Origin of the sequence: Glaciibacter kafniensis (assembly GCF_039538945.1) — a bacterium.
GTDB lineage: Bacteria > Actinomycetota > Actinomycetes > Actinomycetales > Microbacteriaceae > Cryobacterium > Cryobacterium kafniensis.
In genome coordinates this window covers 544,094-570,722 of sequence record NZ_BAABCN010000002.1, presented here as the reverse complement: position 1 = coordinate 570,722, position 26,629 = coordinate 544,094, and the positions used below count along the sequence as shown (strand labels likewise).

At 65.5% G+C, this 26,629-nt stretch carries 23 protein-coding genes; 15 read left to right on the top strand and 8 right to left on the bottom strand.

The window, feature by feature from the left end; all coding sequences use genetic code 11:
• The 4 genes from ABD791_RS03150 (at position 1) to ABD791_RS03135 (ending at position 3,627) form a co-directional block, all read left to right on the top strand.
• Entirely contained in the window at positions 1–921 is a 921-nt protein-coding gene (locus ABD791_RS03150; RefSeq protein ID WP_345062200.1) for an ACP S-malonyltransferase, read from the top strand.
• Positions 922–976: 55 nt separating this feature from the next.
• The gene (locus ABD791_RS03145) at positions 977–1,981 is read left to right on the top strand and encodes a beta-ketoacyl-ACP synthase III (protein ID WP_345062198.1); all 1,005 of its coding nucleotides are present in this window, start codon (positions 977–979) and stop codon (positions 1,979–1,981) included.
• Positions 1,982–2,043: 62 nt separating this feature from the next.
• Positions 2,044–2,292, top strand: a complete 249-nt coding sequence (locus ABD791_RS03140; protein ID WP_179577782.1) for an acyl carrier protein — start codon at positions 2,044–2,046, stop codon at positions 2,290–2,292.
• Positions 2,293–2,391: 99 nt separating this feature from the next.
• Positions 2,392–3,627: a beta-ketoacyl-[acyl-carrier-protein] synthase family protein gene (locus ABD791_RS03135; protein WP_345062195.1), complete on the top strand. Its 1,236-nt coding sequence runs from the start codon at positions 2,392–2,394 to the stop codon at positions 3,625–3,627.
• Positions 3,628–3,812: 185 nt separating this feature from the next.
• Here the strand turns inward: ABD791_RS03135 and ABD791_RS03130 are convergent, their stop codons facing one another.
• Positions 3,813–4,334, bottom strand: coding sequence for a DUF3145 domain-containing protein (locus tag ABD791_RS03130; protein ID WP_345062193.1), 522 nt, complete (start codon positions 4,332–4,334; stop codon positions 3,813–3,815).
• 240 nt (positions 4,335–4,574) lie between these two features.
• Between ABD791_RS03130 and ABD791_RS03125 the strand changes: the two genes are divergently transcribed.
• Positions 4,575–5,216, top strand: coding sequence for a PadR family transcriptional regulator (locus ABD791_RS03125; RefSeq protein ID WP_345062191.1), 642 nt, complete (start codon positions 4,575–4,577; stop codon positions 5,214–5,216).
• A 16-nt stretch (positions 5,217–5,232) separates the two neighbouring features.
• Here ABD791_RS03125 and ABD791_RS03120 read toward each other — a convergent pair whose 3' ends face one another.
• The 3 genes from ABD791_RS03120 to ABD791_RS03110 all read right to left on the bottom strand — a co-directional run bounded on the left by ABD791_RS03120 (position 5,233) and on the right by ABD791_RS03110 (position 9,495).
• Positions 5,233–6,981 carry a bifunctional 3'-5' exonuclease/DNA polymerase gene (locus ABD791_RS03120; protein WP_345062189.1) on the bottom strand — a complete coding sequence of 583 codons (1,749 nt, stop codon included), beginning with the start codon at positions 6,979–6,981 and terminating at the stop codon, positions 5,233–5,235.
• Positions 6,982–7,160: 179 nt separating this feature from the next.
• Positions 7,161–8,444 (bottom strand): HNH endonuclease signature motif containing protein, encoded by a 1,284-nt coding sequence (locus tag ABD791_RS03115; protein WP_345062187.1) that lies wholly within the window; start codon positions 8,442–8,444, stop codon positions 7,161–7,163.
• Between the two features lie 304 nt (positions 8,445–8,748).
• Positions 8,749–9,495 (bottom strand): phosphoribosyltransferase, encoded by a 747-nt coding sequence (locus ABD791_RS03110; protein ID WP_345064460.1) that lies wholly within the window; start codon positions 9,493–9,495, stop codon positions 8,749–8,751.
• A gap of 141 nt (positions 9,496–9,636) precedes the next feature.
• On the opposite strand from ABD791_RS03110, the gene ABD791_RS03105 reads away from it, so the two are divergent.
• Positions 9,637–10,410: a VOC family protein gene (locus ABD791_RS03105; protein ID WP_345062185.1), complete on the top strand. Its 774-nt coding sequence runs from the start codon at positions 9,637–9,639 to the stop codon at positions 10,408–10,410.
• An 11-nt stretch (positions 10,411–10,421) separates the two neighbouring features.
• Positions 10,422–10,820 (top strand): A1S_2505 family phage non-structural protein, encoded by a 399-nt coding sequence (locus tag ABD791_RS03100; protein ID WP_345062183.1) that lies wholly within the window; start codon positions 10,422–10,424, stop codon positions 10,818–10,820.
• On the opposite strand, the gene ABD791_RS03095 is transcribed toward ABD791_RS03100, so the two are convergent.
• Together ABD791_RS03095 and ABD791_RS03090 are read right to left on the bottom strand one after the other, a co-directional pair.
• On the bottom strand, positions 10,814–11,365 hold the full coding sequence (locus ABD791_RS03095) for a COG4315 family predicted lipoprotein (protein WP_345062181.1): 552 nt from the start codon (positions 11,363–11,365) through the stop codon (positions 10,814–10,816). The two genes, ABD791_RS03100 and ABD791_RS03095, sit on opposite strands and share 7 nt — an antisense overlap.
• Positions 11,366–11,483: 118 nt before the next feature.
• A complete protein-coding gene (locus ABD791_RS03090; RefSeq protein ID WP_345062179.1) occupies positions 11,484–12,692 on the bottom strand; it encodes a ScyD/ScyE family protein in 1,209 nt (402 codons plus the stop codon).
• A 418-nt stretch (positions 12,693–13,110) separates the two neighbouring features.
• On the opposite strand from ABD791_RS03090, the gene kdpF reads away from it, so the two are divergent.
• From kdpF to ABD791_RS03055, 7 genes are all read left to right on the top strand, one after another.
• A complete protein-coding gene (gene kdpF / locus ABD791_RS03085; RefSeq protein ID WP_345062177.1) occupies positions 13,111–13,200 on the top strand; it encodes a K(+)-transporting ATPase subunit F in 90 nt (29 codons plus the stop codon).
• Complete coding sequence (gene kdpA, locus ABD791_RS03080; RefSeq protein WP_345062175.1) at positions 13,200–14,873, top strand: potassium-transporting ATPase subunit KdpA; 1,674 nt, start codon at positions 13,200–13,202, stop codon at positions 14,871–14,873. The genes kdpF and kdpA overlap by 1 nt, the downstream gene beginning before the upstream one ends.
• Before the next feature lie 23 nt (positions 14,874–14,896).
• Positions 14,897–17,056, top strand: a complete 2,160-nt coding sequence (gene kdpB, locus ABD791_RS03075; RefSeq protein WP_345062173.1) for a potassium-transporting ATPase subunit KdpB — start codon at positions 14,897–14,899, stop codon at positions 17,054–17,056.
• Positions 17,057–17,110: 54 nt separating this feature from the next.
• The gene (gene kdpC, locus ABD791_RS03070) at positions 17,111–17,722 is read left to right on the top strand and encodes a potassium-transporting ATPase subunit KdpC (protein ID WP_345062171.1); all 612 of its coding nucleotides are present in this window, start codon (positions 17,111–17,113) and stop codon (positions 17,720–17,722) included.
• Between the two features lie 3 nt (positions 17,723–17,725).
• Positions 17,726–20,317, top strand: coding sequence for a DUF4118 domain-containing protein (locus ABD791_RS03065; protein WP_345062169.1), 2,592 nt, complete (start codon positions 17,726–17,728; stop codon positions 20,315–20,317).
• Positions 20,314–21,003: a response regulator gene (locus ABD791_RS03060; protein ID WP_345062167.1), complete on the top strand. Its 690-nt coding sequence runs from the start codon at positions 20,314–20,316 to the stop codon at positions 21,001–21,003. The genes ABD791_RS03065 and ABD791_RS03060 overlap by 4 nt, the downstream gene beginning before the upstream one ends.
• A 189-nt stretch (positions 21,004–21,192) precedes the next feature.
• Positions 21,193–21,963, top strand: coding sequence for a metal-dependent hydrolase (locus ABD791_RS03055; RefSeq protein ID WP_345062166.1), 771 nt, complete (start codon positions 21,193–21,195; stop codon positions 21,961–21,963).
• A 9-nt stretch (positions 21,964–21,972) separates the two neighbouring features.
• Here the strand turns inward: ABD791_RS03055 and ABD791_RS03050 are convergent, their stop codons facing one another.
• Both ABD791_RS03050 and ABD791_RS03045 read right to left on the bottom strand, forming a co-directional pair.
• The gene (locus tag ABD791_RS03050; RefSeq protein WP_345062164.1) at positions 21,973–23,622 is read right to left on the bottom strand and encodes an HNH endonuclease signature motif containing protein; all 1,650 of its coding nucleotides are present in this window, start codon (positions 23,620–23,622) and stop codon (positions 21,973–21,975) included.
• Between the two features lie 453 nt (positions 23,623–24,075).
• Positions 24,076–24,372: a hypothetical protein gene (locus ABD791_RS03045; protein ID WP_345062162.1), complete on the bottom strand. Its 297-nt coding sequence runs from the start codon at positions 24,370–24,372 to the stop codon at positions 24,076–24,078.
• Positions 24,373–24,630: 258 nt separating this feature from the next.
• Between ABD791_RS03045 and ABD791_RS03040 the strand changes: the two genes are divergently transcribed.
• A complete protein-coding gene (locus tag ABD791_RS03040) occupies positions 24,631–26,613 on the top strand; it encodes a hypothetical protein (RefSeq protein ID WP_345062160.1) in 1,983 nt (660 codons plus the stop codon).
• Positions 26,614–26,629 lie beyond the last annotated feature (16 nt).

Sequence of the window (26,629 nt, the reverse complement as noted above, 5' to 3'; positions counted from 1 at the left end):
GTGATTGTCGTCGTTTGCCCTGGACAGGGCTCGCAAACCCCCGGTTTCCTCGCCCCCTGGCTGGAGCGCCCCGATTTCGCCGCAGACCTGCGCGCCATCTCCGATGCGGTTGGACTCGATCTGGTTGCCCATGGCACGACCAGCGACGCCGACACCATCCGTGACACGGCGATCGCACAGCCCTTGATCGTGGCGGCCGGCCTGCTCACTCTCAAGGCGCTGCTCGCCGACGGCCGTCGGGAGCGCATCGCCGGTATCGCCGGCCATTCAGTCGGTGAGCTCACCGCTGCAGCGGGCGCCGGCATCCTCAGCGACGCTGAAGCAGTGCGCTTCGTGCGTGAGCGCGGTGCGGCGATGGCCGCCGCGGCTGCCCTGACGCCCACCGGGATGAGCGCGGTACTCGGCGGCGATGAAGCCGAGCTTCTCACCCGTCTCGACGAGCTCGGCCTGGAGCCGGCCAACTTCAACGGCGGCGGCCAGATCGTCGTCGCCGGTGCACCCGATGCCCTCGCCGCGCTGGCAGAGAACCCGCCCACGCGTGCCCGGGTCATTCCGCTCCAGGTCGCCGGTGCATTCCACACGCGGTATATGAAGCCGGCGGTTGAACGCCTCGCCGAGGTGGCGACCGGATTGCAGACGAACGATCCCACCCTTCCGATCTGGACCAACAACGACGGCAGCCGAGTAACGAGTGGCGCGCGGTTCGTCGAGCTTCTCGTCGGCCAGGTGTCGTCGCCGGTACGGTGGGACCTGTGCATGACGGCCTTTTCGGAGGCCGGCGTGACCGGAATCATCGAGGTTGCCCCCGCCGGCGCCCTTGTCGGACTCGCGAAACGCGCACTGAAGGGCGTTCCCAGCGTGGCCATCCGCACCCCGGATGACCTGCCCGCCGCCTGGGAGCTGATCGATCAGCTCGTCTGATCAATGATCCCCGCCTCCCGGCTCCCCAGCCTTTGACCTCGACCAAGAGAAACCTATGACGAAGCCCCTCCTCAAGCAGTCGCACGGCCCTGAGTTCACCCGCATCCTCTCCGTCGGCGCCGCCCGCGGCGACCTGATCGTGCCGAACGACGACCTGGTCGGACCGATCGACTCGTCAGACGAATGGATCCAGCAGCGCACCGGCATCATCACGCGCACCCGGGCGAGCCGCGACATCAATGCCGTCGATCTGGCGACGGATGCCGCGCGCGAGGCGATCGAGCGCTCCGGCATCGCTCCCGCACTGATCGACCTCGTGATCGTGGCCACGATCAGCAACATCCAGCAGACTCCGTCGATCGCGGCCGTCGTCGCCGACTCCGTCGGGGCCAACCCGGCCGCCGCGTACGACATGAACGCCGCCTGCGCCGGCTACGCCTACGCAGTGGCCCAGGCCGACGCGCTGATTCGTTCCGGTGCCGCCCACTACGCGCTCGTCATCGGCGCGGAGAAGCTCTCGGATGTCGTCGACCCGACTGACCGCAGCATCTCCTTCCTGCTCGGCGACGGCGCCGGCGCCGTTGTCATCGGCCCGAGCGAATTTCCCGGCATCTCCAGCACCATCTGGGGATCCGACGGTTCGAAAGCCGGCGCTGTGGCAATGAACCACACGCTCACGGAGTTCCGTCTGGGCGAATCCGAGTGGCCCACGCTGCGCCAGGAGGGCCAGACGGTCTTCCGGTGGGCCGTCTGGGACATGGCGAAGGTGGCCAAGCAGGCCCTCGACGCCGCCGGCATCACCAGTGACGACCTGGCCGCATTCATTCCGCACCAGGCGAACATGCGCATCATCGATGAGTTCGCCAAGCAGCTGAAGCTGCCGGCATCCGTCGTGATCGCCCGCGACATCGCGACCACCGGCAACACCTCTGCCGCCTCGATCCCGTTGGCAACCCACCGTCTGCTCGAAGAAAACCCCGAACTCAGCGGCGGTCTCGCCCTGCAGATCGGCTTCGGAGCCGGTCTTGTCTTCGGCGCGCAGGTTGTCGTTCTGCCCTAAGGCCTCCCCCGTCCCCCTAAACTAGGTCTCGGTCAAACGAGACACCCCCCAAGGAGAAAAAAATGGCATTGTCCACCGAAGAAGTTCTTGCCGGCCTGGCCGAGCTCATCAACGACGAGACCGGCATTGCAACCGACTCGGTTGAGCTGGGTAAGTCGTTCACCGACGACCTCGACATCGACTCCATCTCAATGATGACCATCGTCGTCAACGCAGAAGAGAAGTTCGATGTGAAGATCCCCGACGAAGAGGTCAAGAACCTCAAGACCGTCGGCGACGCCGTCGAGTTCATCGTCAAGGCACAGGACTAAGACCTCGCATCGAGAGTGGGCCGGTCGGGCAACCGGCCGGCCTGCTCTCCCTGGGGCCTGCCCCTTCGTGTTTTCCCGTTCCTTGGAGAGTTGACCGTTATGACCAAAAAGATCGTTATCACCGGCATCGGTGCGACCTCCCCGCTCGGCGGCACGGCCGCCGAGAGCTGGTCCGCCCTGCTCGCCGGCGCCTCAGGCGCGAGCACCCTCGACTACCCGTGGGTTGCTGAAACGCAGCTCCCTGTCACCTTCGCCGCTCAGGCCAAGGTCTCCCCCACCTCGGTGCTCGAACGCCATGAAACCAAGCGTCTTGACCCGTCCAGCCAGTTTGCGTTGATCGCCGGGCGTGAAGCCTGGGCGGATGCCGGCTCGCCAGAGGTCGACCCCGAACGTCTCGCCGTTGACTGGTCGACCGGCATCGGCGGAGTGTGGACCCTGCTCGACGCCTGGGACACGCTGCGCGAACGCGGCCCCCGCCGCGTGCTGCCGATGACGGTTCCGATGCTCATGCCGAACGGTCCCGGAGCAGCAATCGGCATGGACCTGCACGCACGTGCCGGCATCCGTACCGTCGTCTCCGCCTGCGCCTCCAGCACCGAAGCTCTTGTCAACGCGTATGACCGTCTGCAGCGTGGCCTGGCCGATGTGATCATCGCCGGTGGCTCCGAAGCGGCGATCCACCCCCTTCCGATCGCCTCGTTCGCCGCCATGCAGGCGCTCTCGAAGCGCAACGACGACCCGGCCACCGCCTCGCGTCCGTACGACCTGACCCGTGACGGCTTCGTGCTCGGTGAGGGTGCAGCTGCACTCGTCATTGAGACCGAGGAGCACGCTCTGGCTCGTGGCGCCCGCATCTACGCCGAACTGCTGGGCGGTTCGGTAACCAGCGACGCGTACCACATCACCGCGCCTGATCCGGAGGGTTCCGCTGCCGCTCGTGCCATGATCGAGACCATCCAGAACGCCGGCGCAAGCCTGGCGGATGTCGCCCACATCAACGCCCACGCGACAAGCACCCCCGTCGGTGACATCGCCGAGTACAACGCGCTGCGTCGCGTCTTCGGAGACCTGCTCGACGGCATTCCCGTGTCGGCCACGAAGGCGTCGACCGGGCACCTTCTCGGTGGCGCCGGTGCGATCGAGGCGCTCTTCACCGTCAAGGCCTTGCACGAACGCATCGCCCCGCCGACCATCAACCTCACCGAGCAGGACCCGGCAATTCCGCTGGATGTCGTCACCTCGCCGCGTGCACTGCCGGCCGGAGACCTGCTGGCAATCAGCAACTCCTTCGGTTTCGGCGGCCACAACGCCGTCGTCGCGTTCCGCAGCGTCTAGCTCGACCCCGCACGACAGAGAATGACCCCGCCGGAAAACACCGGCGGGGTCATTCTTCTTTCGATGCGGTCCAGGGCGTTTCGTCTGTGCGCGACCGGGATACTGCCACCGACCTGCGCGTGTGACGCCACGCATCCTGAACCGCAAGTTCAGGGGCGGGCTGCTCGATGCCAGCCCATTCGATGTCAGCCCACGTTGTGCAGCCAGACGATTGAGTTCATGTCACTGGCATGCCTGAACGGCTCGAGCTCGTCGTCCCACGCCTGGCCGAGCACCAAACGCAGCTCTCGATGCAGCTCACGCACGTTCGTGCCGGCCAACTCGAGCGCACTGCGCAAGCGATCTTCTGGGATCACGATGTTGCCCACCGCGTCGGTCTGGGCGAAGAAGATCCCCAGGTCGGGAGTGTGCAGCCAACGCCCTCCATCGGCTCCGGGACCGGGATCCTCGGTCACTTCGTACCTGAGATGCTCCCAGCCGCGCAGGGCTGACGCGAGGGATGCCCCGGTGCCGGGTGCGCCCTCCCAGTAATACTCGGCACGTTGAGCGCCTTTCAGCACCGGCTGCTCCGACCAGGCAAAATTCGCTGCCTCGCCGAGCGCTCGACCTACCGCCCATTCGACGTGCGGGCACAAGGCTCGCGGTGCCGAATGAACATAAATAACTCCCCGAGCAGTGGGTACCTGCCGGGTGTGTACTGCCGCCATCAATTTCTCCGTTCTGGTGAGGTGCGTCTTCCCCAACGACCTCGAAACGAGATTTGATTCGGCAATGCTATGAAATTATGCGGCTGTGAGGCCGTCAGCTGATTATGCCCTACCGCTTCCGGAGTTCACAACCGTGGAAATTTGCCAGCGTGTCGACCTCAGTTCTGCAACGTTCGCTCAGCACATCGGCGATTATGTATATTCGGTATATATTCAGCGCTCAGGTGATCAGGAGGCCCGATGTCAGTTCGAAGCGGTCTGCTTGCGATCTTGACGCTCGGCCCCGCCTACGGCTTTCAGCTTCACACGGAACTTCGCTCGCGCACCGGAGCACGGCGCACGGTCAACGTGGGTCAGATCTATGCCACTCTCGACCGCCTGGTCACCCAGGGTGCTGTTGACGCTGCGGGGCTGACCGACGACGGCTTGCCGCTGTATCGACTGACCGCGCTCGGTCGCGTCGAAGCCCTCACCTGGTTGCATGACACGTCGAGCGTGCCAGGAGAGGAATGGTCAGAGTTTCTCGACCGGGTGCTGATTGCCTCGTCATTGCCGCAGATCGATTCGCTGGAGATCATCGCCGCCTATCGCACAGTGTGGGATGCCGCCCGGCAGCGGCCGGCCGAGCGCGGACCAGCATCGACTGGACCGGCCGAGAGCGGCCAACACCTGCTGGTTGCCGCGGCAGAAACGGCCGTCGCCACGGCCGCTCTGGCCTGGCTTGATGAAGCGGCAACCGCGATCGGCGCGGCTCCGCCCGCCACATTCGAACGCGAGTTGAGTGACGAGCGCCCGCGTCGCGGCCGCCGGCCGACTCACGCACCTGACAGGTCACGCCGCGACGGCTCGCATTCTGACTCGCCAGAAGACAGCGCGGGCTGATCAATCGCCCGATGTGCTATTTCGCGTCTGCGTAGCTGTCGACGACGGCCACAGTGAGCGGGAAATCAACGGGAAACGCGCCGAACAAGAGCTGCCCGGCCCGGGTAGCCGCTTCGTGAATGATGGCGACAACCTCCTCGGCACGTTCGGCCGGTGCGTGAACGATCACCTCATCGTGCAAGAAGAAGACGAGGTGTGGCGCGGCCCCGAACTGACCAGCGGCCGCGCCCGCTGACTCCGGCCGCGGATGCCGGTCGCCGAGCGCGAGCAACGCCTTGCGAATCTCGGCCATCCAGCACAGCGCCCATTCTGCTGCGCTGCCCTGCACGATGAAGTTGCGGGTGAAACGCCCCCAATCGCGAGCCTCTGTGCGCGCCCGCCGCTCGTCGGTCGCCGAGGCGCCGGGGTCGTACGCCTGCGCTTGGGTGGCGAGCCAGCGTTCGCCAGGGCGCGGGGAAGACCGACCGAGGCGTGTGGTCACGATGTCGCCGCGTTCTCCGGCGCGCGCTGCTGCTTCGGTCAAGGCGAGCGCACGTGGATAGGCCCTGGCCAAACTCGGCAACAGTCGGCCGCTCTCACCGGATGTCGCCCCGTACATGGCGCCGAGCATCGCAACTTTGGCTTGATCACGCGTTTCGACGACACCACGCGCGACGATGCCCGCGTAGAGGTCGGTGCCACGCCCTGCATCGGCCATGGCCATGTCGAGTGACAGTGCGGCGAGGATGCGCGGCTCAAGCTGGGCGGCATCTGCCACCACGAAGGTCCAGCCGTCATCGGCGACGACCGCCCCGCGCACCTGTTTCGGCAGTTGGAGGGCACCGCCACCTTTGGCCGCCCACCGGCCCGTCACGACTCCACCGGGAACGTAGTCGGGGCGGAACCTACCGTCGACGATCCAGGCGTCCATCCAGTACCAGCCGTTCGCGGTCAGCAGGCGCGATCGCTTCTTATACTCAAGCAGCGGAGCGATCACCGGGTGCGTAAGCTCCTGCAGCTCCCAGGCCCGTGTCGACACCACGCGAAGCCCGGCCCGCTGCAGCGCCTTCAACACATCTTGGGGCGAATCGGGGTTCAGCAGCGGATCGTCGAGTGCCGTGCGAATCTGCCCGGCCAAATGCTCCAATCTGCTCGGCCGGCTGCCGTAGGGCACGCGCGGTCCGAGCTCGGCGGTGAGCAGACGATCGTGGATGTCGGTGCGCCACGGCAGTCCGGCGAACTGCATTTCGGCTGCGATGAGGGCGCCCACTGACTCTGCGGCCAGGAGAAGGCGCAAGCCCGCCGGTTCGGCCGACGATGCGACGGCCTCGATCTGGCGGGCAAACTCGGCGAGGGGGCCTTCGGCGGCGGACTCCGAATCTGAGTCGTCGGAGTCGGCCTCTGCGGCGAAGAAATCGAACAGTGTCGCCGGTGCCAGTGCCGCGTCTCCGGGGATCGTCGACGCGCCATCCCATTTCGTGGGGGCGGCCCGAGCCAAGCTGCTGCTCGCGGTCAGCTCCGAGTTACGCAGAATGGTGTGGCAGAGGCGCAGGTCGTGCGCACGCTGCACACGGATGCCGGCACGCAGCAATCGGGGATACCAGCGTGCCGTGTCGTCCCAGACCCAGCGTGGGGCCGTGGGTTCTTCGCTCAGCACGTACTCGTGAAACTCCGCCTCCGTCAGCGTGAGCGGTGGGGTCGATGGAGCGACCGCGCCATCGGGGGTGGGTTCGACGCTCTGCACGAGGACTCCCCCGCTGCCCGATTGACTCACAACGCGATACACACTGCAATTCTCTCCCGGACCACCGACACGGCAGGTGGCCGACACCCCGGTGGGCTCCACCATGACATCGAAGACTCCTGCCTCCCCACGGGCGACACGATCGGCACCCCCGCAGTAGCCCTCGATACCACCTGCGGCCTTTACCTCGCTGAGTGAACCACCGACGGTCTCAAGCGGAGCTAGAACGGCGGGATGGCGGTGTCGGTGTCGGGGAGGGTGACCGGTCGGATCCGGTGTTCGGGTTCAGTGGTGTAGGGGCGCCCGGTGGGTGAGGTCCAGTGGATGGTGCCGGTGTCGTCTTGGATGTAGGTCCAGCCGATTTCATGTTTATCGCGATGGTTTTTGCCGCACAGACTCGCGAGGTTGGTCAATTTCGTCTCGCCGCGGTGGCCGTTCTCCCAGAACGGGATCGTGTGATCGATATCGCATTCGGCGGCCGGTCGACTGCAGCCCGGGGAGCGGCAAGTTGCGTCCCTCAGCCTGAGCACCAGGCGGAGATCGGGTGGTGGTCTGTATCGTTTGCGGCCGACGGAGAGCCACGCCCCGGTTTCTGGGTCGGTGAGCACCCGTAGCCAGCCGGACGAGGTTCCGGCGAGCTCGGTTGCAGTGTCGAGGTCGATCGGCCCGTAGCCTTCGAGCACCGCCGGTTCGTCGCTGCGACCGAGGAGCGTCAGTGCGGGGACCAGGATCACGACATCCGCTTTGATGCCGCGCTTTCTGCGCTTCGCCCCGCCCTTCTCGCCGCCGGCACTCCCCGCATCGCCACTTGCGCCGTCGAGGATCAGGTCGACGAGCACATCGGCCTTCAACTGGGTGAGGGTGCGTGGTTCGTCCGCGCGTTGCAGTCCCATCGCCGTGTTCGTCAGCCGGTTGCAGATCGCCGTCGCTTGCGTCACGGGCAGGAACACGCTGAGATACGCCATCCCGTCTGCGGCCGGGTCGAGGAATACCGCCCGATCGGCGACGCTTTTCTGATGCCGTACGGTGATCGATTCCGGGTCGAGGCGCTCCCGGGCTGTGCGGGCCTTCTGGGTGAACTTCGACACGATCAAGTCGCCGGCACCGGGCAGCACAGCTTTCTCTAACTCCGCTTTGTTCTCCGCGCTGAGCCCGAAGGTCTGATCGGCCAGGGCGGCGGCGTGCCGATAGCTGATCTCCCCAGCCCGCAACGCGGCGAAGGTATCGGGCAGGGCGTGGATGAGGGCTTTACTGACCTCGATCTTCGTTTCGATCGTGCGCTCCGGCAGCACGAGGATGGCGGCCAGTTCGGAGACGAGCACGCGCCGGTTCGCCCAGCGCTGCCGCAGGACCGATTCGGTCACCGGGAGGGTGGTCAGGTCTTCGCTGAGCACCCGGGTGCGGTCGATCTCGAGAGCGGTTTCAGCGGCATCCATCGCCTCTCGACGGTGTGAGGCGGCGACCCTGTCGAGCTGTTCGCCGAGGCGTTCTAACATCGGGTTCATACGTGAAAGTCTGCCAGGGACCACTGACACTCGACCCGCTAGAAAGGCTTGTTGACCGGGGGTTGTGGATAACTTCGCCAGGGGGTGTCGGTGGAGGACGGGGGTCGAGTGTGGCGGGGTCAGAGGCCATCTCGAGGCCTCGCGAGCCACTGTTTGAACGCAACCCGAGTTCAAGGATTGGCTCACGAGATCTCGAGACGCGTGCTCGCAAGCTCGCGCGCTCCTCGATCAACGCGAAGGACATAGACCTCATAGACGCGGCCTCCTCCGTCGGCCGCTCCTCGATCAACGGGGTGGGCGCTCCTCAATCACCGGGATGGGCGCGATCACCGAGAGGGTGTTCAGCGCCATCTCCCCAGGCTTCAGCGAGCAACGCCAGCGTCTCCTCATCGCTCAACTGGTGAAAGTCTGAGTAGAACTCGCCGATCGCCCAGAAGACGCGCGGCGCCTTCACGACGACGAAACGGTCGGCCACCTCCCCCATCTCAGCGACCTGATCGGCGGGCGCCACCGGGACAGCGAGCACGATCTCAGCCGCCCCCTCACGACGCAGCAGCGCCACCGCCGCCTTCGCCGTGGCCCCGGTGGCCACACCGTCATCGACCACGATGACGACCCGCCCGCGCACAGGAAGTGCGGGGCGGTCACCGCGGTAGCGCCGTCGACGCCGGTCGATCTCAGCGAGTTCCCGTGTGCGCGCTGCGTCGAGTCCCCTCGCGTCGCTTCCCGTTGACCGAAAGACATCGAGGTTCACGACGGTCGGCGCATCGGCGCCATCGCGGCCAGCGCCGTCGAGGGCCTCGCCGTCGCTGGTCATACCGCCGGGCAAATCCGCAGCATCCGCCACCGCGCCGAGGGCCACCTCCGGAAACCCAGGAGCACCGATCTTTCTGACGATGAGCAGGTCGAACGGTGCCTCCAGCGCACGCGCCACTTCGAGGGCGACAGGAACACCGCCGCGCGGCAACGCAAGCACAATCGGATCGTCGAGGTGCAGCGCCGCCAGCCGCGTTGCGAGTCGACGTCCGGCTTCCCTCCGGTCGCTGAACATCACCTTCTCGCTTCTCTCTCGAAAGCCTAACCCCGGTAGAGGAGAACGGCACCGGGCGCTACGCTCGCTGCGCACACGACACCATCCACCGACTTACCCGACCCGCCCCAACCCGCTCGCTGAAACGTCAAAGGAGACCCCATGGCCACTCGATACGCCGCCCCGCTCGGTGCACCCTGTTGGATCGATCTGCTGAGTTCCGATCCCGACCGTGCCATTGCGTTCTACAGCGACATCTTCGGATGGCGAGCCGAGCAGGGCGGTGCGGAATACGGCGGATATATCAGCCTCTTTCACGGCGACGACATCGTCGCGGGGCTGATGAAGAACGAAGCAGAATCCGGGTATCCCGACGAGTGGTCTACCTACCTGTCAAGCTCCGATATCCATGCCACGGTCTCCGCCGCAGAGTCGGCATCCGCAACCATCCTGCTGCCGCCGATGGAGGTGGTGTCGATGGGCACGATGGCGATGATCGTCGACCCGGGTGGCGCATCCGTCGGGGTGTGGGAAGCCAAAGATCACCCCGGCTTCGCCGCCCACGGCACGGCGGGAACACCGTTCTGGCATGAACTTCACACCCGCGACTACCCGGTCGTCGTGCCGTTCTATCAGCATGTCTTCGGCTGGCAAACCGAGATCACCGGTGACACCGACGAGTTTCGATACACGGTTCAGGTCTCCGGACCAGATCAGTTGGCCGGGATCATGGATGCCCGCGGCTTTCTGCCAGAAGGAATGCCGTCAAGCTGGCAGGTGTACTTCGGTTCAGCGGATGTCGACGCGACCCTGGCGAGGATCGCCCTGTTGGGCGGAACCATCGTCGAAGACGCTGAAGACACCCCGTTCGGTCGTCTCGCCGGGGCAACCGACCCGACGGGAGCGTACTTCAAGCTCACCTCATTGACGCCGTGACGAGTAGCCCGATGATCACCTCTCTCGCCCCCGACGAAGTCTTCGTCTTCGGTTCGAACGCCGATGGATCGCACGGAGCGGGCGCCGCCCGTCTCGCCTGGGAGAAGTTCGGCGCCGTCTGGGGCGAAGGTCATGGCCTGCACGGGCAGAGCTACGGCATCGACACGATGAGCGGCTTTGCCGTGATCGAGCGAGAGGTCGCGGAGTTTCTCGAATTCGCGGCGGCACACCCCGAACTGCGATTTCTGGTGACCGCCATCGGCTGTGGGATCGCCGGGTACCAGCCCCACGAGATCGCGCCGCTGTTTGCGAAAAGCCCCGCCAATGTGGCGCTTCCCGACCGCTTCATGCGCGAACTCGGTGAGCCGAGAGAACCCGGCGAACTGGGCGAACCCGGGTCTTCTCAGTAACCACCACCCGATGCTGCGGTCGTGATTTTGGCCCCATCCGGGCCGACCACCCACCAGATTCCGCCGACTCCCTGTCCCTTCACATCACCGGCCGCGGTGTCAGGTGCATAGCGGTAGAGCGGCAGCCCGTTGAGCGTCACCTGCTTCGCTCCGTCGGGGAGCGTGATGGTGCCCAGCGTGCCGGTAACGCCCTCGGCCGTTGGCGTGCCCGTCGTGGTCACTGCGGGCCAGGACGCTGCGCAGTTTCCTTCGCAGGCGCTCTTTCCGGAGTTCGCGGTGTCGTTGTCGAAGACGTAAACCGTCATTCCGGTGCCGTCAACGACAATCATGCCGAGCGAACTCGACGCGGTAGTGAGGGCCGCCGCTGAGGCGCCAGGCATCACCGTCGACGGGCTGCCAGACGACGAACTGCCCGACGACGAACTGCCAGACGACGAGGTTGGAGGTGCGCCGTAGCCACCAGCCCCACCGCTCTGGGCACACCCGGCGAGCGCCAGCACGGCCAACGCTCCGACGACAAGTGCCCCTCGAAACTTGATGTTCATGAGTAGGTCCTTCTCCCCCGGTTGACGACTCCCCGATGACTATTGGGAAACCCCCACTCATGAACACGAGACATGACACCGCCCGGTTCAGCAGGGGTGTGCCGAACCGGGCGAGAGATCACGCGTGACCGTTACCTCCGTGGTTGCCGTGGCCGGGGTCGTCGCAATCTTCAGACGATCCGCTGCCACGCAGCGGAACGATGGTGACCTTGCCGATGGGTTGCGGGTTTCCGGTCGCGTCAGGCACGAACGCATCGGTCGTGACGTAGAGGCTTCCCGAGCGCAGCTCGATGGCGGCCGGTGACGAGAGGGCCATCAGCACGGTCGGTGTGGATGCTCCGCGCTTGACCACCGAGATCTGGCCGGTTCCGGTCGGTCCCCCGAACAACTCGGCAACATAGACGGTTCCTGATGTTGGTGAGACGGCGAGACCCGTCGTTCCGACGAACCCGGAAGCCACCTTCACGATCTCACCGCTGTCGGGGTCGATCTTGACGACTGACCCGCGGGCGCCGAGTGCGGCCGATTCCGGGCCACCCGGCAACGACGAGACGTACAGCCACCCGTCTGGCCCGAGTTCGACATCCGTCGGCACCGGCTCGAACCGGTAGTCGTGGCCGGCCGCACAGGCGGGGAAGCCAAACTGCGCAACCACGTCGGCGGTGGCGACGACCGGATCGGCAGGCGGCAGAACGGCCGTCGTCGACACCGTGCCGTCATAGCCCACTCGGAGAATGGCGTTGGCGCCGGCATCCGCCACATAGACCGCATCGTCGAGTGCGACAGAGCCATAGGCGTGGGTATCGATGGTGCCGGTGTAGCTGGCCGGCAGGAACGGCGGAGCCGACGCGTCGAACTGATCGGCGCAGGATTGCGGCAACCCCTCAAATCCGTAGGTGTTGATCTGGTCGGGGTTCTCCGAGTTCTCGTAAGCCCACAGGTCAGCAAGCGGCGTCGGTGCGCCGCCGTCCTTCATCTCCATCAGCGCGGAACTGCTGTGATCCATCGCGTTCTGTGCGTAGTACACGGTGCCATTGCGCTCAGAGACTGCACTGAGTTCCTGACCGGGCGCGCTCGCCGCAACTGAGGCTGTGCCGTCCCTGGTCACTCTGGTGAGCTGCCCGATGAAGTTCTGGGTTGTGTACGCGGTTCCGTCACGCTGCACGGCGAGGCTCAGCGGAGAGATCAGGCCGTCGGTGAGGGTGACCGGACTTCCCGGTCGTGGGGGCGAGTTTCTGTCGCGTCCGTCGGCAAGCGCCGGTGCGGCAACGGTCATCGCGGCGAGCGCAAACGCACTGACTGCGGCGATGAACAGTGTCTTTTTCATTGGATCCTCCCGGTCTTGGACGGGTGATACCTCGAGGGGCGGCTCGCAATGGCCTCGCAGGTCGAGGACTTGACCCCCGGAAGAATACCCCCATTTGGGGGGTGTTTCTAGGGATGGCCCCGGGCGCGCTCTGCATCGGCAATGCACCGACGATGAACCCGACGACGAGCGACAGGACACCCTCGTGAAGCAAAACCGTTAGGTTGTGCGCCGGCACCGTGAGGAAACCGTGAGGGCCGGCGCCACGACAGGCCGCCGGGTATCTAATCGTTCTCTGCACCCCCGTGGTGCACGCGCCCCGACCGGGTGTGCGCGTCGCTCAAACAGCAGGAGTTTCCGTGCTCGACCTTGTTTACGTTCTCGGCATCATCGCCGTTTTCGCACTCGTCGGCCTTGTCGCTTGGGGGGTTGAGAAGCTGTGATCTTCTTCAACATCCTGGCCGCAGTGCTCGCCGTCGCTTCGATCGCCTACCTTGTGTACGCCCTCGTGAAACCGGAGAAGTTCTAATGGCAGCGTGGTTCGCGATTCTCCAGGCCGCCACACTGGTCGTCATTCTCGTTGCACTGTATCGCCCCCTGGGCGACTACATGGCACACATCTACACGAGCCCGAAAGACCTCAAGATCGAACGCGGCTTCTACCGTCTGATCGGGGTGGATGCCCGGGCCGAGCAGGCCTGGCCGGCGTACCTCCGCGGGGTTCTCGCGTTCTCGGCAATCGGCCTCCTGTTCGTCTACGGTCTCCAGCGTGCTCAGGCGATCCTGCCCTACTCGCTCGGCTTTCCGGCGATTCCTGAAGGGCTTTCGTTCAACACGGCGGCCTCCTTCGTCGCCAACACCAACTGGCAGTCGTATTCACCCGATGTGACCATGGGTTACACCGTGCAGATCGCCGGCCTCGCCGTGCAGAACTTCGTCTCTGCCGCGGTGGGCATCGCCATTGCCATCGCGCTGATTCGTGGGTTCGCCAGCCGCAAGTCGGGAACGATCGGCAACTTCTGGGTCGACCTGACCCGTGGCACCCTGCGCCTGCTGCTGCCGATCTCTGTGATCGGCGCCATCATCCTGATCACCGGCGGTGTCATTCAGAACTTCAACGGTTTCACCGACGTGACAATCCTCAGCGGCGGCACCCAGTCGATTCCGGGCGGGCCCGCTGCCTCGCAGGAGGCGATCAAGCTGCTCGGCACCAACGGTGGCGGCTTCTTCAACGCCAACTCGTCGCATCCGTTCGAAAACCCGACAGCCTGGACCAACCTCTTTCAGGTCGTGCTGATGCTGATGATCCCCTTCGCTCTGCCGCGCACCTTCGGAAAGATGGTCGGCGACCGCAAACAGGGCTACGCGATCCTCGCCGCGATGGCGACCATCTTCGTCGTCTCGCTGACGGCACTCACCCTGCTCGAGTACGCCGGTGCCGGAACCGCGCCGATGGCAGCCGGTGGCGCGATGGAGGGCAAGGAGACCCGGTTCGGCATCGCCGGATCGACCTTGTTCGCCACCACGAGCACACTGACCTCGACCGGTGCGGTGAATTCGATGCACGACTCGTTCACCTCACTCGGCGGCATGATCCCCATGATCAACATGATGCTCGGTGAGGTTGCACCGGGTGGCGTGGGGAGCGGTATCTACGGGATGCTGGTGCTCGCCGTGATCACGGTTTTTCTCGCCGGGCTGCTGGTCGGTCGCACCCCCGAGTACCTCGGCAAGAAGATCGGCACCCGCGAGATCAAGCTCGCGAGCCTGTACATCCTGGTCACGCCGACCCTCGTGTTGCTCGGAACGGCGCTCAGTTTCGCGATTCCTGCAGTGCGAGCAGATGTGCTCTCCACGTCGATCTGGAACCCCGGACTTCACGGCTTCTCCGAGGTGCTCTACGCGTTCACCGAGGCGGCCAACAACAACGGTTCCGCCTTCGCCGGCCTGACCGCCAACACCCCGTGGTTCAACACCGCGCTCGGTGTGGCGATGCTGCTCGGCCGTTTCATTCCGATCGTCTTCGTGCTGGCCCTGGCCGGCTCGCTTGCCGCCCAAGACAAGGTACCGGCCACCGCCGGAACTCTGCCGACTCACAAGCCGCAGTTCGTCGGCTTGCTGATCGGCGTGACGATCGTGTTCACCGCACTCACCTATTTCCCCGTTCTTGCGCTAGGTCCCCTAGCTGAAGGGTTGCAGTAACAACCATGTCAACGCTCACCCGCATGTCTCACGCACCCGAGCACTCGCCCGACGCCTCGCACCGCCCCCCGCAGAAAAGCGCGGTCAGCGTCGCACAGCTCGTGGCCGCCCTTCCCGGTGCGTTCACCAAACTCGATCCCCGTCAGATGTGGCGCAATCCCGTCATGTTCATCGTCGAGATCGGCGCCGTTCTCACCACGGCTCTGGCCGTCGCCGAGCCGTTCCTCGGCGGCCCAGGCGAATCGGGCGGCTCCGCAGTTCCGCCCACCTTCACCTGGGGCATCGCCGTCTGGCTCTGGCTCACCGTGCTCTTCGCCAATCTGGCGGAATCCGTGGCCGAGGGTCGCGGCAAGGCCCAGGCCGACAGCCTGCGCCAGACCCGCACCGACACCACGGCGAACCGGGTCACCGATTACGACCCGTTGCGCGACCCGGCCGCCCTGCACGCCACGGCGCGCGGCCTCTCCTCTGCTGAACTGCAGCTCGGAGACATCGTCGTCGTCACGGCCGGCGAGCTGATCCCCGGCGATGGCGACATCATCTGGGGCATCGCCTCGGTCGACGAGTCGGCCATCACCGGCGAGTCGGCCCCCGTCGTGCGCGAGTCCGGAGGTGACCGCAGTGCCGTCACCGGCGGCACCCGGGTGCTCTCCGACCGCATCGTCGTAATAATCACCAGCAAGCCAGGTGAAACCTTCATCGACCGGATGATCGCCCTCGTCGAGGGAGCGTCCCGCCAAAAGACGCCGAACGAGATGGCGTTGAACATCCTGCTGGCCAGCCTCTCCATCGTCTTCGTCGTCGTCACCCTCACGTTGAACCCGATCGCCAGCTACTCGGACACATCCGTCAGCCTGCCGGTTCTGATCGCGCTGCTGGTCTGCCTCATTCCGACGACCATCGGCGCCCTGCTCTCGGCCATCGGCATCGCCGGCATGGACCGCCTGGTGCAGCGCAACGTGCTCGCCATGTCTGGCCGTGCGGTTGAAGCGGCCGGTGACGTCACCACACTGCTGCTCGACAAAACCGGAACCATCACCTATGGCAACCGACGGGCGGCAGAGTTTGCCCCGCTGTCCGGCGTGGCGATGACCGACCTGGTCGAGGCCGCAGCGCTGTCCTCGCTCAGCGACCCGACGCCAGAGGGCACCTCGATCGTCGAGCTGGCCGAGCTGCAAGGATTCGTCAGACCCACGACCCTGAGCGGCGACATCGTTCCATTCACGGCTCAGACCCGCATGAGCGGCGTCGACCTCACCGGTGGTGGCGAGATCCGCAAGGGCGCCGGCTCCGCGGTCATCGACTGGATGCTCGCATCCGGTCCGCGTGGCTCCGGCACGGTCACCGCGCAGGCCAAGGCAGAGCTCGACGCTCAGGTGCAGCGCATCTCACTGGCCGGCGGAACACCGCTCGTCGTCGCGACCAAATCAGCGACCGGTCAGGCGCGCATCCTCGGCGTCGTTTACCTCAAGGACATCGTGAAGGAAGGCATCAAGGAGCGGTTCGCCGAACTGCGCGCCATGGGCATCCGCACCATCATGGTGACCGGAGACAACCCTCTGACGGCGAAAACCATCGCCGCCGAAGCCGGTGTTGACGACTTCTTGGCCGAAGCGACTCCCGAAGAGAAGCTCGCGCTGATCAAACGAGAGCAGGAGGGCGGAAACCTCGTTGCGATGACCGGTGACGGCACCAACGACGCTCCGGCTCTCGCTCAAGCGGATGTCGGTGTGGCGATGAACACAGGAACGTCGGCGGCCAAAGAGGCCGGCAACATGGTCGACCTCGACTCTGACCCGACGAAGCTGATCGACATCGTGCGGATCGGCAAGCAACTGCTGATCACCCGTGGCGCACTGACGACGTTCTCGATCGCCAACGACGTGGCGAAGTACTTCGCCATCATTCCCGCGATGTTCGCCGGGGTGTTTCCCGGACTCGCGCTGCTGAACATCATGCAGCTGCACTCCCCGGCGTCGGCCATTCTCTCGGCAATCATCTTCAACGCGATCATCATCGTCGTGCTGATCCCGTTGGCGCTGCGCGGTGTGAAGTACCGGCCGATGAACGCGTCGAGCATCTTGAACCGCAACCTGCTGATCTACGGCGTGGGTGGCGTGATCGCCCCGTTCCTCGGAATCAAGCTGATCGACCTCTTCGTCAGTCTGATCCCCGGCTTGTGAACTGGCACCGCTCAGAATTCGCGAAGCTCACATGACAACTCGAACGGAAAGACAATGAGTTCAACACAACGCTCCACCGCCCGGCACTACTGGGTCGCCTTACGGGCCATGCTGGTTCTCACCGTGGCACTCGGAGTGGTCTACCCGCTCGCCATCACCGCGGTCGGCCAGCTCGCATTCCCCTGGCAGGCCAACGGTTCGCCGGTGGCCGCCGCTGGCACGACGGTCGGCTCCGCCCTGATCGGGCAGTCCTTCACCGGCGAGAAGGGCCAGCCGCTCGCCGAGTGGTTTCAGCCGCGTCCATCGGCGGCCGGCGACGGTTATGACGCTGCAGCGTCGAGCGGCAGCAACTGGGGCCCTGAAAACCCCGACCTGATCGACGCGATCGCAACCCGCAAGGCCGAGATCGCCGCGTCAGACGGCGTGACCCCCGACAGCATCCCCGTCGACGCGCTGACGGCATCCGCATCGGGACTCGACCCACAGATCAGCCCGGCCAACGCACTGATGCAGGTGGAGCGCGTCGCCGCGGCACGCGGAGTCTCCGCACAGAGCGTGCGCACCCTCGTCGAGTCTAAGATTCAGGAACGGGACCTCGGCATTCTGGGCGATCCCACAGTGAATGTTCTTCAGTTGAACGTCGCCCTTGCAGAGATGGATCAGTAACCGATGAGACACGGCCGACTTCGAGTGTTGCTCGGCGCCGCTCCTGGCGTCGGTAAGACCTACAGCATGCTCGAAGAAGGCAAACGCCTCCGTGAAGAAGGCAAAGACGTGGTCGTCGCGATCGTGGAAACCCACGGTCGCGCGGCCACGTCCGGCATGTTGGATGGTCTCCCCGTCATTCCTCGCGTCACCGTCTCGCACCGTGACATCGAGCTGACCGAGATGGACCTGGCTGCGGTGCTCGAACGGCACCCGCAGATTGCACTCGTCGACGAACTCGCGCACACCAACGCCCCCGGCTCGCTCAATCTGAAGCGGTGGCAAGACGTGCAAGCGCTGCTCGCTGCCGGCATCGACGTGATCTCGACCGTCAACATCCAGCACATCGAATCGTTGAACGATGTGGTGCAACAGATCACCGGCGTCGTGCAGCGTGAAACCTTGCCAGACGCCGTTCTGCGCGAGGCCGACCAGATCGAGGTCGTCGACCTGGCCCCTCAGGCTCTGCGCGACAGATTGGCCGAGGGAAACGTCTACCCGGCCGAGCGCATCGACGCCGCTCTCTCCAACTATTTTCGGCTCGGCAACCTGACGGCGCTGCGCGAATTGGCCTTGCTCTGGCTGGCCGACGAGGTCGACAGCGCACTGAAGATCTATCGCACCGAGCACGGCATCAGCAACAAGTGGGAAGCCAGGGAGCGCGTTGTCGTCGCACTCACCGGAGGCCCAGAAGGGGAAACCCTGATTCGCCGCGGTGCGCGCATCATTGCCCGGTCGGCCGGTGGCGAGCTACTCGTCGTGCACGTGATCAGTCAGGATGGCCTGCGCGCCCCGCATCCGCAGGCCCTCGCCGACCAGCGTGCACTGGCGCTAGAACTGGGCGGCAGCTATCACCAGGTCGTCGGCGACGACATCCCGCGCGCGCTCGTCGAGTTCGCCCGTGCAGCGAACGCCACCCAACTGGTGATCGGTGTCAGCCGCCGAACGCGCCTGATGGCCGCCTTCACCGGGCCGGGGATCGGAACGACGGTGATTCGGGAATCCGGCGACATCGACGTGCACATCGTCACGCACTCGGCGGCGGGCGGCAAGTTCGCACTCCCCCGCCTCGGCGGCGCCCTCTCACTGCGCCGACGCATCCTCGGCTTCGCCCTCGCGCTCGTCGGCGGCCCGCTCCTGACCTGGCTGCTCGTGGCTGTGCGCAGCACCGAGTCGATCACCAGCGATGTGCTCGCCTATCAACTTCTCGTCGTGCTCGTTGCCCTCGTCGGCGGCCTGTGGCCGGCGTTGTTCGCCGCCGTGCTGTCGGGACTGACGCTCGACTACTTCTTCGTCGAGCCGTTTTACACGATCACCGTCGCGGCCCCGCTGCATCTCATTGCCCTCGCGCTCTACATCGTCAACGCGGTGCTCGTCAGCTATGTCGTCGACATCAGTGCGCGCCGAGGTCGCACGGCCAAGCGCGCCGCCGCCGAGGCCGAGCTTCTGTCCACCGTCTCGAGCAGCGTTCTGCGCGGCGAGGATGCCCTGCAGGCCTTGGTCACCCGCACGCGCGAGGCTTTCGGTCTCACGGCCGTGCAGCTGATGGTGGGCGATGCGGTGCTCTACGCGGACGGCGAGTCGAAGGTCGACGATCACACCTCGACCATTCCGGTCGGCACCCGTGCCCTGCTGGAACTTCACGGTCCGGACCTGGCCTCGTCGGAGCGCCGGCTACTCACCGTCATCGCCAGCCAGATGGATGCCGCGCTCGAGCACAACGACCTGGCCAAGACGGCCAGTGAGATCGGTCCGTTGGCCGAAGCCGATCGCATCCGGAGTGCCTTGCTTGCCGCGGTCGGCCATGACCTGCGTCGGCCGTTGTCTGCCGCCACAGCCGCCGTCAGCGGGCTGCGAGCGACGGATGTCGCGCTGTCGTCGGCTGACCGAGCTGAGCTTCTGGAGACCGCAGGTGAGAGTCTCGATTCGCTCGCTGCGTTGATCACCAATCTTCTCGACGTCAGCCGCCTGCAGGCGGGAGCCCTGGCCATTGCAGCCGAGCCGGTTGAAGCGGCGGAGGTCATTCTTCCGGCGCTCGACGAGTTGGGTCTCGGGCCCGACGATGTCGAGCTTGATCTACCCACCGATCTCAGCTTGATTCTCGCCGATCCGGGGCTGCTCGAACGTGTTTTGGTCAATCTGTTGGCCAACGCCACCCGGTTCTCCCCACCCGATCGCCGCATCCGCATCTCGGCCAGTGAGTTCGCCGGCACCGTCGAGATTCGGGTGATCGATCACGGGCCTGGCATCCCCGAGGACCGCCGCGATGTGGTGTTCATCCCGTTCCAGCGCCTCGGCGACACCGACAATCTCACGGGTCTCGGGCTCGGCCTGGCCTTGTCCCAAGGGTTTGTCGACGGGATGGGAGGAACGCTCGAGGCGGACGACACGCCCGGCGGCGGTCTCACCATGGTGATCTCGTTGCCGGCCGTCACCACGGGTTCGCCGGACTCACCAGGCTCACCGGGCTCACCAGGCACATCAGGCACACCAGGCACATCAGGCACACCAGGCACATCCGAGTCACCCGGCTCACCAGCAAAGGCAGACGCATGAAGATCCTCATCGCCGATGACGACCCCCAGATTCTGCGCGCCCTGCGGATCACCCTCGGTGCGCGCGGCTACGAGATCGTCACCGCTGACGACGGCGCGGCGGCGCTGAACGCGGCGATCGCACACCATCCCGACCTGGTGATGCTCGACCTCGGCATGCCGAACATCGACGGCATCGGGGTGATCACCGCATTGCGCGGCTGGTCGCAGGTTCCGATTCTGGTGGTGTCGGGGCGCAGTGGCGCCGCCGACAAGGTGGACGCCCTCGATGCCGGCGCCGACGACTACGTCACGAAGCCGTTCTCGATCGACGAGCTGCTCGCGCGCATTCGCGCCCTGACCCGGCGCGTCGTCGCGCCCGACGACGATCCGGTGATCGCTTTCGGTGACGTGACCGTCAATTTGGCGGCCAAGCAGGTCACCCGTGGCATCGCTGACCAAGCGGATGTCGTCAGACTGACGCCAACGGAGTGGCTCATTCTCGAGGAGCTTCTGCGCAACCCCGGTCGGCTTGTCACCCGTGAGGCGCTGCTCACCCGGGTCTGGGGCCCGAATCACACCGGCGATAGCGGCTACCTGCGGCTCTATCTCGCGCAGTTGCGCAAGAAGCTCGAGGCTGACCCCTCGCGCCCGCGGTATCTGCTCACCGAGGCCGGGATGGGCTATCGCTTCACGCCGGACGCGTAGGAGCGCTACGCGCGGGCATCTCGGGGGCACTTGGGTCGCTACCTGCACTTGGTGGTCGCGACCTACACTCGTGGTCGCATCCTGCCCGCATGAGGGTCGTGTCAGTGGTGGCTGTCATGCTGGTGGTGGGCGTTACCGGAGAACCCGGGGCAACGGAGCTGTGCCCGTTGACCCGAAAGCAGTACCACCATGATGGGAACCCATCACGCGATCACCGGCGCCGCCGCGTGGGTCGCTGTGACCTCGACCGCCACTCAGATTCCGACGTTCGGCTGGCATCCGCTCGGCCCCGTGAGCATCGCGCTCGGTGCCGTCGTCTGCGCGGGCGCAGCACTGCTGCCTGACGCCGACCACCACAACGCCACCATCGCCCACTCGCTCCCGGGTGTGGGAAAACTCGCCACCGGAGCGGTTCGGGCTGCGTCGGGCGGGCATCGGCACGGCACGCATTCCTTGCTCTCCGCGGTTCTGGTGCTCGGCACTGCGCTCTGGCTCGCTCAATCGAGCTGGTTCAGCGAAGACCGCACCGGAGTCGTCTTCATCGCATCGGCGATCGCAGCCGCCGCACTGCTGGCGTTCGCGGTGAAGGTTCTCACCGTGGTGCCGGGATGGTGCCAGGCCTGGGCGATCGGAGGAACGATCGCAGCGTTGATCAGCTGGCTGAGCCCGCATCAGTGGGACTGGCTGCCGCTCTGCATCGCCATCGGCTGGGCGGCGCATCTCGCCGGTGACTTTCTCACCACGGGTGGATTGCCGCTGTTCTGGCCGCTGAAGTTCAAGGCCCCGCGCGCCATTTCCCGAACGCCGGTGCTCAAGGCATTCTGGTCTCGAGGAGGCTACTTCGCCTTGCCGGTGCTCGGGAACACCGGCTCCTGGCGTGAATGGTGTCTCATGGTGCCGCTGGGACTCTATGCGCTGGCCGGTGTCGGGCTCGAGGTGTGGCGGGTGATGCAGCGGTAGCTCAGCGGGTCAGCGGCCGAGTGTGGTGTGGGCGCGGTGCTTGCGGGCGGGTATCCAGTCGCCGCTGGGGGCCATCCAGGGTGGCGCCTTGACTTGCACGGCGCCGTCGAGGATGCGGATCAGCCAACCGGAGGTGTCGATGGTGGAGTGGTGATACCAACACAGGGCGACACCGTTGTTGATATTGGTTTTACCGCCGCGATACCAGGGCACCACGTGGTGCATCTCGGCCCAGCCCGGCGGGGACGTGCAGCCGAAGACGACGCAACCGCCGTCGCGGGCGATAATCGCCCGGCGTTGCGCCCGGGTGAAGAAGCGCTGCTTCAAATCGGAGTGGAGGATCTCGCCGTTCTCGGCGAAAACGATCCGTTGCATCCCACCCGCACAGACCAGGTGTTGCACGGTCGCAATGGAGACCGGGGCTTCCACCCCGTCGACCCAGCCGACCCCGGTGGAATCGAGAAGGTCTCTCGCATTCACATGCACCATCACGACCGGTGCGGCGCCGCCGAGTTGCGGGGTGCCGGCGTCGCGGGCGGCCGCGTCGAAGAGCCCACGGAGGATGTCGGCACGTTTCTCCCCGCCGGTGCGGGTATCGAGGGCGTCGAGCTGGTCGGCGCCCGGAATGACCTCGCCGGCGTCGATGCGGGCCTGCTGCTCGGCGTCTGCTTCGGCCTGCGCGGCTTCCGTGGCAACCTGTTCTTCCGCGGTCGGGAACCGGCCCGGCTCGGCCGGGACCGGCTGCGCATGAGCTGGGGTTGAGTGAGCACTGAGGTAGGTGTCGAAGATCCCGTTCATTACCCCGCGGAGCTCCGGGGTGACCCCGCCGCGCAGGGGGTAGAGGCCGTCGCGGAATGTGCCGAAGCCGAGGGTGCTGCGGGCCGCCAGCACGGTTCCCTCGCTGGGGGCGGTGCCGTCCGGGTCCAGGAGCGCCTTCCACTGTTGCATCTGCCCGCGGATGAGGTCGGCGGAGAATGCGAACCCGGCGTTGGGCAGGCCCTCGTTCTCGGCGGTGATGGCACCGGTCGCGGCGGCGACGAGGCCCCGTTCGGCCACTTCGACATCGGCCGGGGCGAGGGAGCTGGGCAGGTCGCTCAGGCCGGCGACGATCGCTTCGGCCGCATCCACCCCGATGGTTCCGGCGGTCAGGGCCGCGGCGACGACCGGGTACCGCGGTGGCAGCATGCTGCCGCCCATCTGACGGACCCGGGTCTTCTCACCGAGCTTGACCCGACATTTCGCCTCCCGGGCCGAGACGCGGGTGAGCGTCGTGATCAAGTCGGTGCCGGTGACACTGCCACGCGTGCGCGCCAGGGACACCGTCTGAATTCTCGTGTCAGAGCGCACCTCGACGTCCGCGGCCAGGGCGACCCGGCCCGCATCCGTCAACCGGCCCACGGCCTCCATCGACCCGAGCAGAGCCAACAGGTCGTCGTCGGAACGGAGGTGGGCGTGCAGTCCGCCCATCGCATCGGCCATCACGGTGGCGGCGAGCTCAAGGGAGTCATCGGTGGAGAACCGGGCCGCCATCAGCGTCGTCACCTCGAGGGTTTCAGCGGTCGAAAGCCCGGCCGTCAGAGCCGAAACCTGCGTCATGACCGCGGCCACCGGAGTGTCGGTGGTCGGGGCGATGATGGGGGAAACAGGCTCTGATTCCATACCTCAATTCTCTCAAAATGGGAACTGGAATGCGAGCATTTCTCAGGATCGGTGGATAACTTCTCTAACGTATGTTCTGTGGATAACTGCGCCCTGACAGGCGTCGTTGGGCGCGCTGAGGGGTCGACCCGCCGGGTCTCGACAAGCTCGACCACCGAGTTGGGTAGCTGCATCGGGGCGAGCGAGAGCGGGCGGGGAAGGCCGAACGCAGTCCGGGCCCGACTCCGAAGAGTCGAGCCTGGACGACGTTCACCTGGCAAGGTCCTGCGACGTCGGATCGCGACGAGGGCAAGCGTTGCGCCGAGTTCCACCAAGACTGCCCCGTGGAGCAAACCTTCATGAAACTACCAGTCGGCGAACCCGCAAAACCCCGTTTATTGTCTCCGCTTCGGGATCGCTGCCGATTCCCGTGCCAGCCCCCTGTCGACGGCGCGGCGCCTCCGCGGATGCGGATCAACCGACGGCGTCCCCCGTATCGAGGGTCCTCCAGAACGTGACATCCGGCTCGGCCCGCGCGCCCGAGCGTTCAATGATTCCGCCGATCTCCGGGGTCGCGTCGAAGAACCGTCGGAATGACTCCTCGTCCGGCCACTCATCGACGACGAGAATCTCCTTCTCGTTGCCGTAGAAGCGGTGAGAGATCACCCCATGTTCCTTGGCCTTGGCGGCGATGCTCTGCATCAGCGCGTGGTCTTCGAGCTCAACCTTGGCCGCATCCCCCGCGACTCTCATCGTCATGATGACGCTCATGATGTCCTCCTGGACACGAAGCCCAGGCAGGTCCCGAGCCCCGCGCTGTCAGCGTACGCCGCGCTCCGTCGCACCACTACGGCGCAATGACTCGGCGATCGTGCCGGGGCACCACCACGTCGCATGTTAGCTTAGGCTAACCTTACAAAGTTCTTAGAATTAGCTGACAGCTCAGTGCAGTCAGCCTCACCACATGGGAGTGACGTACAGATGAATCGCCAAATTGAGCCCGGCGCCAGACGGCCGAGACTGGGAAGGTTGCAGAAGGCGCTCCTTCTGGCGTGCGCGATGACGCTCGTGATCGTCTCCGCGACCGTGGTGGCCGCCGATCAGGCCGAAGCCGCAACCCCGCAAAGCGTCGCGGTGGAATCGACAATCGGCACCGACCGTGTGGTCACACTCACCGTGACCTGCAACGCATCCTCGTCATGCGCGGGAAGCCTCACGCTGAAGCTCTCGACGGGTGGAACGAAAACGCTGAGCTACAGCATCGCCAAGCGCGCGAGCAAGACGCTCAACTGGACGCTTACCCAGAAGGATTACACGAACTTCACCACGAAACGTACGGCGATTCTGACTGCCTCAGGCAAGACCACGAAGCCCTCGAAGACGACGCTCTCCAAGACGGCCACGCTCAAGGTCGCATCGGCCAAGCTCGCCCTGTCGACTAAGACCTACGCCGTGGGAACGGGGCGCAGCGTGCCTCTGGCAGTGCAGTGCTCGTCGAGCAGCGGATGCGCCGCGAAGGTCGACCTGCGCCTCGCGGGCAACACGGTCACCAAGGCCACCGTGAAAGCGGCAAAGGGCAAGGCAACGGTGAAGCTCACCCTCCCGGCCGCCAGCTACAACAAGCTCACGACGGCTGGGGCGAAGTACACCGTCGTCATCAGCGAATCGAAGCCCGACGCGATCTCACACTCGACCAGCGTCACGCTGCGGAAAACCAAGCCGGTCTCGACGCCGACGCCGACCCCCACGGCAACGCCAAAGCCGACGGCCACCCCGACCGCAACGCCCACGGCAACGCCGCGCGCACTGTCGAAGGCATACACACAACGCAACTGGACTCCGACCGCCTACGACACATGCTCGGCAGAACTGCATGCCAGCTACCGGGTGCTCGGCCCCGACGGAAAGTACTACCCGACGTGGCACCCCGCGACGGCGACTGACCCCACGACCGGTCTGACGTGCACCTTCGGCCACGAGCACGGCGCCGACCCCGCCAACTCAGACATCGCCGAGTGGGTGGCCGAACGCTACGCTCCGGCCGACCTGATGCGAGGTGAGCCGACCGGGCTTCCGTTCGGCTACGTGAGCGAAGTCCTCGACAGTTACATCCAAGATGGCGAACACGACCACAGCACGATGTCCATGCGCCACGAGGACAACGGCGGTCACAAGGTGTTCGTCGCGAACAACGTCAAGATGCTCGATGCCGACAACGACTGGCTCAAGCTCGCCGACGGCACTCAGCTTGAGTGCGACTATCTCATCAAACAGCACCAGGGTAGCCACTCACCCGACGCGACATCAAACAACGCCCACGAGACGCTGTTCGCGTCCCGCTGCAACGATGGCACCGAGATCATCACCACGATGTTCTCGCGATTTGGCAACCCGAACGAGATCTTCAGCACCTGCGCGACCAACACGGCGATCGCGACCGTTGGCAGCACACTTCCGGAGGGTGACGGCGGCCGACGCATCATCCCCACCCTTGACTGCGTCGAGGAGAATCCGACCGACTGGTCGCTGTATGAACTGTGGGAAGGCGCGAGCAAGGTCGAGACGACCGACGGCCAGGTTCTGGCGAGCTTTGACCCCTGGTACGGCGTGCGAAACCCGAGCCGCATGTACGACGCCATGGCGAGCACGTCGACCACGAACGCTGTGAGCCGTCCGCTCGCCCTGGCCTGGCTGGCCACCGGCGCCGCGACCGACTACTTCTGGGCAGGCCTGAGTGCGTTCGATCCGTTCGACTACCAGGACCCCCGTTCGCCCTTCGATGGCGCGCAGCGCGACTTCTACCTCGGCGATCTGAAGCTCACCTCACCGGGTGCAACGGATGTCGTCTACAGCGATCCGTACGGCGGTGGTGCCAACAGCACCGAGACGACTGGTTCGATCAAACAGCTCATCAAGCCGGGCAGCGTGCTCGGTACCGTCTCGCTCGCGCGTCAGAAGTTCGATTCGAAGGCGGATTACGGCAAAAACAACGGCGTTCACGCACCGAACTAATCGGTGTCCGCCCATC